The organism is Brachyspira catarrhinii (assembly GCF_005518285.1).
Classification (GTDB): Bacteria; Spirochaetota; Brachyspiria; order Brachyspirales; family Brachyspiraceae; genus Brachyspira; species Brachyspira catarrhinii.
This window is the reverse complement of record NZ_SJDU01000068.1, coordinates 1-8,519: the sequence shown is the minus strand read 5'-3', so window position 1 is coordinate 8,519 and position 8,519 is coordinate 1. Positions and strand designations below refer to the sequence as shown.

The 8,519-nt window shown below is 32.4% G+C and carries 6 protein-coding genes; 3 read left to right on the top strand and 3 right to left on the bottom strand.

The window, feature by feature from the left end; genetic code table 11:
- The first annotated feature begins 113 nt into the window (after positions 1-113).
- Entirely contained in the window at positions 114-461 is a 348-nt protein-coding gene (gene cutA, locus EZH24_RS04045) for a divalent cation tolerance protein CutA (RefSeq protein WP_137997846.1), read from the top strand.
- Here the strand turns inward: cutA and trpS are convergent.
- Entirely contained in the window at positions 445-1,455 is a 1,011-nt protein-coding gene (gene trpS / locus EZH24_RS04040) for a tryptophan--tRNA ligase (RefSeq protein WP_137997845.1), read from the bottom strand. The genes cutA and trpS overlap by 17 nt on opposite strands.
- 63 nt (positions 1,456-1,518) lie before the next feature.
- Complete coding sequence (locus EZH24_RS04035) at positions 1,519-2,457, bottom strand: PSP1 domain-containing protein (protein WP_137997844.1); 939 nt, start codon at positions 2,455-2,457, stop codon at positions 1,519-1,521.
- Between the two features lie 82 nt (positions 2,458-2,539).
- Between EZH24_RS04035 and recG the strand changes: the two genes are divergently transcribed.
- Positions 2,540-4,633, top strand: a complete 2,094-nt coding sequence (recG, locus tag EZH24_RS04030) for an ATP-dependent DNA helicase RecG (RefSeq protein ID WP_236847062.1) — start codon at positions 2,540-2,542, stop codon at positions 4,631-4,633.
- 5 nt (positions 4,634-4,638) lie between these two features.
- Positions 4,639-5,151 carry a signal peptidase I gene (gene lepB, locus EZH24_RS04025; RefSeq protein ID WP_137997843.1) on the top strand — a complete coding sequence of 171 codons (513 nt, stop codon included), beginning with the start codon at positions 4,639-4,641 and terminating at the stop codon, positions 5,149-5,151.
- A gap of 105 nt (positions 5,152-5,256) precedes the next feature.
- Here lepB and uvrA read toward each other — a convergent pair.
- On the bottom strand, positions 5,257-8,519 hold a 3,263-nt coding region (gene uvrA, locus EZH24_RS04020), incomplete at its 5' end, for an excinuclease ABC subunit UvrA (protein WP_137997842.1).

Sequence of the window (8,519 nt, the reverse complement as noted above, 5' to 3'; positions counted from 1 at the left end):
GTAATCTACATTCTTTCATATAATATAATTTTTACGAACCTCATGCAGAGATGCATGGGGTTTTATTTTATTTAAAGATATGATATATAATAAGATAAATAAAAGGACAATATATGAATTTCAAAAAAGTAAAAATAGAAATATTTATTCCCGCGGAATATACGAACAAATTGAGAGAAGCTTTAAATAATATCGGAGCTTTGGGAGTCGGCAATTACGATAATGTAATGTCGATTACGAAAATAAAAGGTTGTTGGCGTCCTCTTGCTGGAGCTAATCCTTTTGACGGAACGGTTGGCAAAATATCCGAAGCAAACGAGGACAAAATGGAATTTTCAACCGACATAAAAAATATGGAAAATATTATTAAAGTAGTTAAAGAAATTCATCCTTACGAAGAACCCGTTATAAATATTATTCCGCTATTAAACGATAGGTTTGATATTAATTTGAATTATTAAATCTTCTTTTGTCCAATAATCCCATTAAATCTCTCACTTCAAACAAAGTTTTTTGGGCGACTTTTAACGCTGATTTTTTTCCTTCGTTTAAAACATCGTAAATATAATCTTTATCGTTTGAAAATTTTTCTATCTTTTCTCTTATTGGCGAAAGTTCTTTATTGATATTTTTTGCCAACATTTTTTTACATTGAACGCAGCCTATATTTGCATTTTTGCAATCGTTACAAATTTCTTTTTTCTCTTCTTCGCTTGAAAATATTTTATGATAACTATAAACATTGCAAATTTCTGGATTTCCTTTATCGGTTTTTAATTTTCTATTCGGGTCGGTAACGGCTTTTTGCAAAATCAATTTTTCCGTTTCTTCCGCTCCTAATCTTAAAGGAATATGATTATTTAAAGATTTGCTCATTTTATTTGCGCCGTCAAGTCCCAATATTCTTAAAACTTTTCCATGATAGGTTTCTGGCTCTTTAAAATATTCTCCGTATCTATTGTTAAACTTTCTCACTATCATTCTCGTAAGTTCGACATGCTGCTCTTGGTCTTCTCCGACTGGAACTATATCGGGATGGTAAAGCAAAATATCCGCCGCCATTAAAGAAGGGTAGGTGAGTAGCGCAGCGTTTATATTTTCCGCGTTCTTTCTCGATTTATCTTTATATTGAGTCATTCTTTCAAGTTCGGCGACTGGAATAATCGAATTAAATATCCAAGCCAATTCCGTATGAGGCTGAACATCCGACTGCACGAAAATCGAGCATTTTTCCAAATCGAGTCCGCATGCCAAATATTCTATCGCCGTGTCGAGTATTCTTTTTTGCATTTCTTTTGCGTCGTATTCTATAGTTATCGCATGATAATCGGCAATGAAAAAGAATCCGTAATATTCGTTTAATATATTCTCCCAATTTTTCAAAGCGCCCAAATAATTTCCTATATGAAGCGCGCCTGTAGGTTGAATTCCGCTTAACATTATTTTTTTATTCATTTTATAAAATCCTTTTAATTAATTAGATTTTTAAATTATATTTTTTATTATGTTTTTATTTAATCAAGTTTTTATATTTGCGACTAAAAATCCGCCTTCCGTTTTTAAATCGTTAAGATTAATATAAATAAGTCTTTTATCTTCAGTTTCGATTAATAATTTTTTATTTAACGGATTCATATCTTTTATTATCGCTGGAACGCTATTGAAAACCAATTTTGTTCCCGCTTTCGGCAAATCTTTTCTCAAACAACAATAAGCGTCATATTCATGCGCCAAACAACACATTAATCTTCCGCATTGCCCCGATATTTTTACCGTATTCAAAAGCATACTTTGTTCTTTAGCCATTTTTATAGTTATCGTTTCAAATTTTGTTCTCTTTACTCTGCAGCATAATTCGCGCCCACAAATTCCGCATCCGCCGATTGCTCTCGCTTCGTCTCTCACTCCTATCTGTCTTAATTCTATTCTTATTTTGAAATGAGACGCCAAATCTTTTACCAATTCCCTGAAGTCGACTCTCTCTTCCGCTATGAATTCAAATAATAATTTCGCTCTGTCTAAAAAATAATAAGAACTTATAAGTTTCAAATCCAAATTATGATTAATCACTTTTTCTTTGCATATTTTGAAAGCTTCAATGGAATCTTTTTTATTTATGTCGAATTGTTCCATATCGTTTTTGTCGGCTATTCTCAAAATGTTAAATATTTTATTTTTGTTTTTGTTTTTATTGTGGCTTTCTTTATCTACCATTTTTTTTATTTCTTCCGAAACATCTTCCAAATTATTATCTTCTCTGTCTTCGATTTTATGATTTTCTTCTTTATTCAATAAATCCAAATCTATATCTTCAAAACTAATCACATTTCCGAGTTCAATTCCATCGTCCGTTTCCACAACGCAATAATCTTTTATTTTTATATCTTTTATATGCAAATGTTCAAATTTTCCAATATTAGAATCTCTAAATCTTATATGAGCTATGTTTTTAACCATTAAACCTCTCCACTACTTGAAATAATTTAAAGATATTATATTTTATTTATAAGTCGATATTATTGCAAGTAGGAAAATTAAATTGTCAAAAAATATTTATAATAATTATACTAAAGATATTTTTCAAAAAGATATTAAATATTGTAAAGGAGTCGGATTAAGATACGCCGATATACTTTCAAAAAAAAATATATTTACTATTTACGATTTAATCACTTTTTTTCCGAGGGACTACGAAGACAGAACGAAAATTTTAAAAATTTCCGAAGCGATTAAAAACGAATATAAAAATAGCGTTGTTTTTGTAGAGGTAATAGATATTTCAAATTTCACTTTTCAATTCAAAAAAAAGCCATTGGTTATAGTGAGCGATGGAGCGACAATATGCGAAGTGCCGATTTACGGAGGCAGACTTCCCGCTGGAATTTCTTTGAGAGAAAAACTTTATTTGACGGGAAAATTTGTTCGAGGAACGAGAGGAAAGATTCAATGCAGGATGATTGAATTTGAAAAACCTTCTTCAAATTCTTTGTCTTATGGAAAAATAGTTCCAATCTATCCTTTGACCGAAGGATTATCTCAAAAAAAACTACGAACTTTAATAATAAACGAACTTATAACTTTTGAAAAAAATATGAAATACGATATTCCTTTAATCATAAAAAAAAAATATCGACTCAAAAGTTTTGTCGACTCAATTATGGAAATGCATTTTCCGAAATCTTTTGAAGCCTTAAACGAAGCGAGAGAAAGTTTGGTATTCGAGGAATTTTTATCGTTTCAGTATATTCATTTAAGCGAGCGAAGACCGAATATTTTAATCAAAGAAAAAAGATATAATTCTTGCAATGCGCTTGAAAAAGTTAAATCGAGTTTAGGATTCAAACTTACCGCCGACCAAAATAAAACTATTGAAGAAATAAAAGAAGATTTATTTTCCGAAAAGCAGATGTTTAGATTATTGCAAGGAGATGTCGGAGCGGGAAAAACTATAGTCGCTTTTTTAACTGCGTTGATTCCATGCGAATCTGGATTTCAAACCGCATTTTTAGCGCCAACGGAAATTCTGGCATTGCAACATTTTTACACTTTTAAAAGAATCGTCCGAAATGCTAGCCTCGAAGATATTATTAAAGTAGATATTTTGACTTCTTCGGTTAATCAAAACGAAAGAAATTATTTGCTTAAAAGATTAAGAGAAGGAAGATGCAATATTTTAGTCGGCACTCATTCTATACTTTACGATGAAGTCGTATTTAAAAATCTCTCTTACGCTATAGTTGACGAACAGCATCGTTTTGGCGTCTCTCAAAGAAATAAACTTTTATCCAAAGGAAATAATGTTGATTATCTTCTTATGACGGCGACTCCGATTCCGCAATCTTTGGCGCTTACATTATTTGGCGAATTGGATTTGTCGGTTATAAAAAGTATGCCCGCGGGAAGAAAGGGAGTTTTAACCAAATATAAAGAATTGTATGAAAGAGACCATTGTTATAGATTTTTAAGAAGCAGAATATTGAAAGGAGAACAGGGTTATATAGTTTTTCCTCTTATAGAAAATACCGATTCAAATTTTATAACTTTGACGAGCGAATTTGAAAGAGCGAAAAAAGATTATTTTTACGATATGGAAATTGAAATTATTCATGGAAAAATGAAAGATATTGAAAAAGAATATATAATGAATAGGTTCAATAACGGCGAAATTAAAATTTTGTTTTCGACTACGGTTATCGAAGTTGGAATCGACAATCCGAACGCCACGACAATTCTTATAGAAGGAGCTGAGAGATTCGGACTTTCGCAGCTTCATCAATTGAGAGGAAGAGTGGGACGAGGAGAAAAATTAGGATATTGTTATTTGATTATTCACAGCGAGCTTAACGACATTATAAAAGAAAGAATAAATATTATTTGCGAAACTACGGACGGATTTAAAATAGCTGAAAAGGATTTAGAATTGCGAGGCTCGGGGGAATTTTTAGGAGAGAGACAAAGCGGAATTCCAGATTTTAAAATCGGAAATATTGTTAAAGACGGAGAGATTATGCGAAAAGCAAAAGACGAAATGAGAGAATTATTGAAATCGGGAAAAGAAGAATTTTTGAAAGAGAATGAAATTTTTATTTTGAAAGCGGATTATTTGAAAAAATCTATTATTAAAGACGAATAAAAATTATGATAAAGAAAAAATATATTAAACATATTATAGAAATAATTTTGGCTTCTATTTTAGCCGTATTCATCGCGGGATTTATAAGAATATTTTTTTTCGACACTTATATCATAACGAATAAATCGATGCATCCCACTTTAGACGAAGGAGACGAAATACTTCTAATTAAGAAAAATTTTATATTCAATAAAATTAAAAATTTTGACATAATAGTTTTTAGACGAGGCGAAAATAATTTGGTAAAAAGAGTAGTTGGATGCGAAGGAGATAGAATTGAAATCGTTGACGGCAAATTATATTTAAATAACGATTTGATAAAATACGAATATTATATTTTTGACGAAGAAGACAACGCAAGCTACATAATCGGAAAAAATCAATATTTTGTTTTGGGCGATAATATTTCGGTTAGCGAGGATAGTAGAATTTTCGGACTCATAAACGAAAGCGATATAATCGGGCGAGTTATTTTAATATTCAGCCCGAAAGATAGATTTAGATTATTTGGGGAATAATATTAAAAAAATTTTATTATCCGTCATTACGAGAGCAAAGCGCGAATAATCCAAAGTTAAAGAATTTCATACAAATTGGATTGCTACCGCCTCACGCTGTGTGCCTTACGGCATCGTCTCGCAATGAATTATATATCTCCAAGTATAACCTTTCTTCATTTTAAGAATTTCCTCTACAGTTCCTTTCGCTATTATCTCGCCTCCGTTGATTCCGCCGTCAAGCCCCAAATCTATTATATAATCCGCCGCCCTTATGACATCGGGATTATGTTCTATGATAATGACGCTATGCCCTTTGTCGGCAAGTTTATTCAAGGCTATCAAAAGTTTATTCACATCGTCAAAATGAAGTCCCGTTGTAGGCTCGTCAAGTATATAAACTATATGTTCGTCCGATTGTTTTTTGGCAAGTTCGGTTGAAAGTTTTAATCGTTGTAATTCTCCGCCAGAAAAAGTGTCGAGTCTTTGAGAGAGTTTTATATAACCCAATCCAACTTCGCTCATAATCGATAAAGTTTTTGTAATAGATTTGTCGAATTCAAAAAATTCCAAAGCTTCGTCAACTGTAAGCTCCAATACTTCGGCTATATTCAAAGATTTAAATCTAACCGATAAAGTTTCATCGTTATATCTTTTTCCTCCGCAGGCTTCGCATACTATTTCCATATCGGATAAAAAGTGCATCGCTATTTTTCTTATTCCCTTTCCTTCGCAAATATTGCATCTTCCTTCTTTTGAATTATAAGAAAATCTTCCAGCGGAAAATCCTTTCGCTCTTGCCGTTTGAGTTTTTGAAAATATATTTCTTATCTTATCGAAAACTTTGCTGTAGCTTATTAAAGTGCTTCTTATAGAACCGACTATTGAAATTTGGTCTACAAGTATCGTGTCGGAAATTATATCGGGAATGGACGCTCTTTCGTATTTTGAATATTGATTTAATTTTCTTTTTTTAAGCGCGGGATAGAGAGTGTCGATTATAAGAGACGATTTTCCGCTTCCCGAAACTCCCGTAACGACTACAATTTTTTTAAGAGGAATTTCAATATCTATATTTTTTAAATTATTTGTCGAAACATTTTTTAATTTTATCGTCTCGGCGATTTCTTCTCTAATACTCGTTTTATCGAATACTTTTTTCTCTCCGCTTAAATATTCTCCCGTTAATGATTTTTTGCTTTTTATTATATCGTTAAATTTTCCTTCAAAAACAACTTCTCCTCCGAAAGCTCCCGCATGAGGTCCCATGTCGATTATATTGTCCGCAGCTTTCATCGTGTCTCTGTCATGTTCCACTATGACGAGAGTATTTTTTAAATCTCTCAATTCTTTTAATGTGTCGAGCAAATGTCCCGTGTCTTTAGGATGAAGTCCGACAGTCGGCTCGTCCAATACATACAAAACGCCCGTGAGTTTAGAGCCAAGCTGACTTGCAAGTCTTATTCTTTGAGCTTCGCCTCCCGACAAAGTGGAATATTTTCTGTCCAGCGATAAATAATTTAGTCCCACTTTATCCAAAAAACTTAATCTCGTTTTAATTTCTTTTATCGCTTCTTTTGAAATAATATTTTCTCTTTCGCTTAAAATTAATGGAAGTCTATTAAAGAAATTAATCGCCGTTTCAACCGTCATCGAAGCGACTTGACTTATATTTTTTTTGTCTATCGTATAGGCTCTTACTATTTCGTTTAATCTTTCGCCTTTACATTCGGGACAAATTTCGTCTATAAAAAATTTTGCGAGGGATTTATCTTTCCACTCCGAATAATCTTCGCTCGTAATATCGTTATTTAAATGCCAATATTCCAAAACATTTCCAACCGCGCTATCTCCTCCAAAAAAGAAAGTATTTATAACATTTTCTTTAAGTTCGCAAAAAGGGATTTCATATAATTCTTTTTTTCCAATTCCGTTTCTTTTAAGCATTCTAAATAATGAATCGGTATAATATTTTCCATGAGTCGAAAACATATTATGAAGCATAGTGTCCAAAGCTCCGTCTAATAAAGGTTTGGTTTTGTCTTTGATAGCCAAATCTATACTGAACGCGGGCTTGCTTCCGAGTCCCTTACATTCGGGGCAATATCCCCAATGCGAATTAAAAGAAAAATGTCTCGGCGTTATTTCAAAATCGAATAATATTCCATGCAAGAGACAAGCGGGAAATTTTGTGTGAAAACTCTCTCTTATCATTATTCCATAGCTCGATTTAATATGAACTATTCCTCCCGATAAATCCATTGCTTTTTCAATCGCGTCCGAAATTCTCGCTCTCTTATCTTTTCCGACTACTATTCTGTCTATAACTATTCCTACCGAATAAATTTCTTCTTTCGATAATTCTTCTATGGTTTCGTCCGTAATATCGTCAATAACATAATCGGAAGAGTTTATTTGTATTCTTAAATATCCAGCGTTTCTTATTTTTTCCGTTAAACTTTTTATTGCGGAAGGAGAATTAATATCTTCTTCCGTAGGCAACATTGCAAATCTATGATTAAGCGAACTATGATAAATCGGAGATATTATAATCAATTTATAATTTTCCATAGTTTCGGTTATTTCCGTGGCGAGCATAGAAGGACTTTCCGCTTTCAAAGTGTCTTTGCCTACGCAATGCGGACAATGAGGAGTCGATACTCTTGCAAATATTAGTCTAAAATAATCGTATATTTCCGTGACGGTGGCGACTGTAGAGCGGGGATTTCTGCTCACATTTTTTTGGTCTATCGCTATCGCTGGAGATAATCCTTCTATTCTATCGACTTTTGCATCCTCGAATCTTCCTAAAAATCTTCGAGCGTAAGTGGAAAGCGACTCGACAAATCTTCGTTGTCCTTCTTTAAAAATCGTTTCAAAAGCGAGAGAAGTTTTTCCGCTTCCAGAAACTCCCGTTATAACATTTATTTTATTTTTAGGAATAGTTAAACTTATATTTTTTAAATTATGTTTATTAGCTCCTTTTATCGTGAGAAAATTTTCTTCAATATTTTTATTTTCAGATTTTATAATTTTTTTAGAATTTTCTTTTTTACTCGTTTTAGTTTTTGGCTTCAATTCCGCTTTAAGTTCTTTTGCAGTCAAAGATTCTTTAACTTTTATTATATCTTCTGGTTTTCCTTCCGCTACGATTTGTCCTCCGTTGTCTCCGCTTAAAGGTCCCATATCTATTATATAATCGGCGCATTTTATCACATCCAAATTATGCTCGACTACAATAACGGTATTTCCTTTTTCAACCAATTTATTTAAAGCGTTGAGTAATTTTTTTATATCTTCAAAATGCAGTCCCGTTGTCGGCTCGTCCAAAATATATAAAGTGTTTCCCGTGGATATTTTATGAAGTTCGCTCGCTAGTTTTAATTCTT

Coding starts and splice junctions, on each gene's coding strand:
- cutA (WP_137997846.1), top strand. CDS start 114: ATGAATTTCAAAAAAGTAAAAATAGAAATATTTATTCCCGCGGAATAT.
- trpS (WP_137997845.1), bottom strand. CDS start 1,455: ATGAATAAAAAAATAATGTTAAGCGGAATTCAACCTACAGGCGCGCTT.
- EZH24_RS04035 (WP_137997844.1), bottom strand. CDS start 2,457: ATGGTTAAAAACATAGCTCATATAAGATTTAGAGATTCTAATATTGGA.
- lepB (WP_137997843.1), top strand. CDS start 4,639: ATGATAAAGAAAAAATATATTAAACATATTATAGAAATAATTTTGGCT.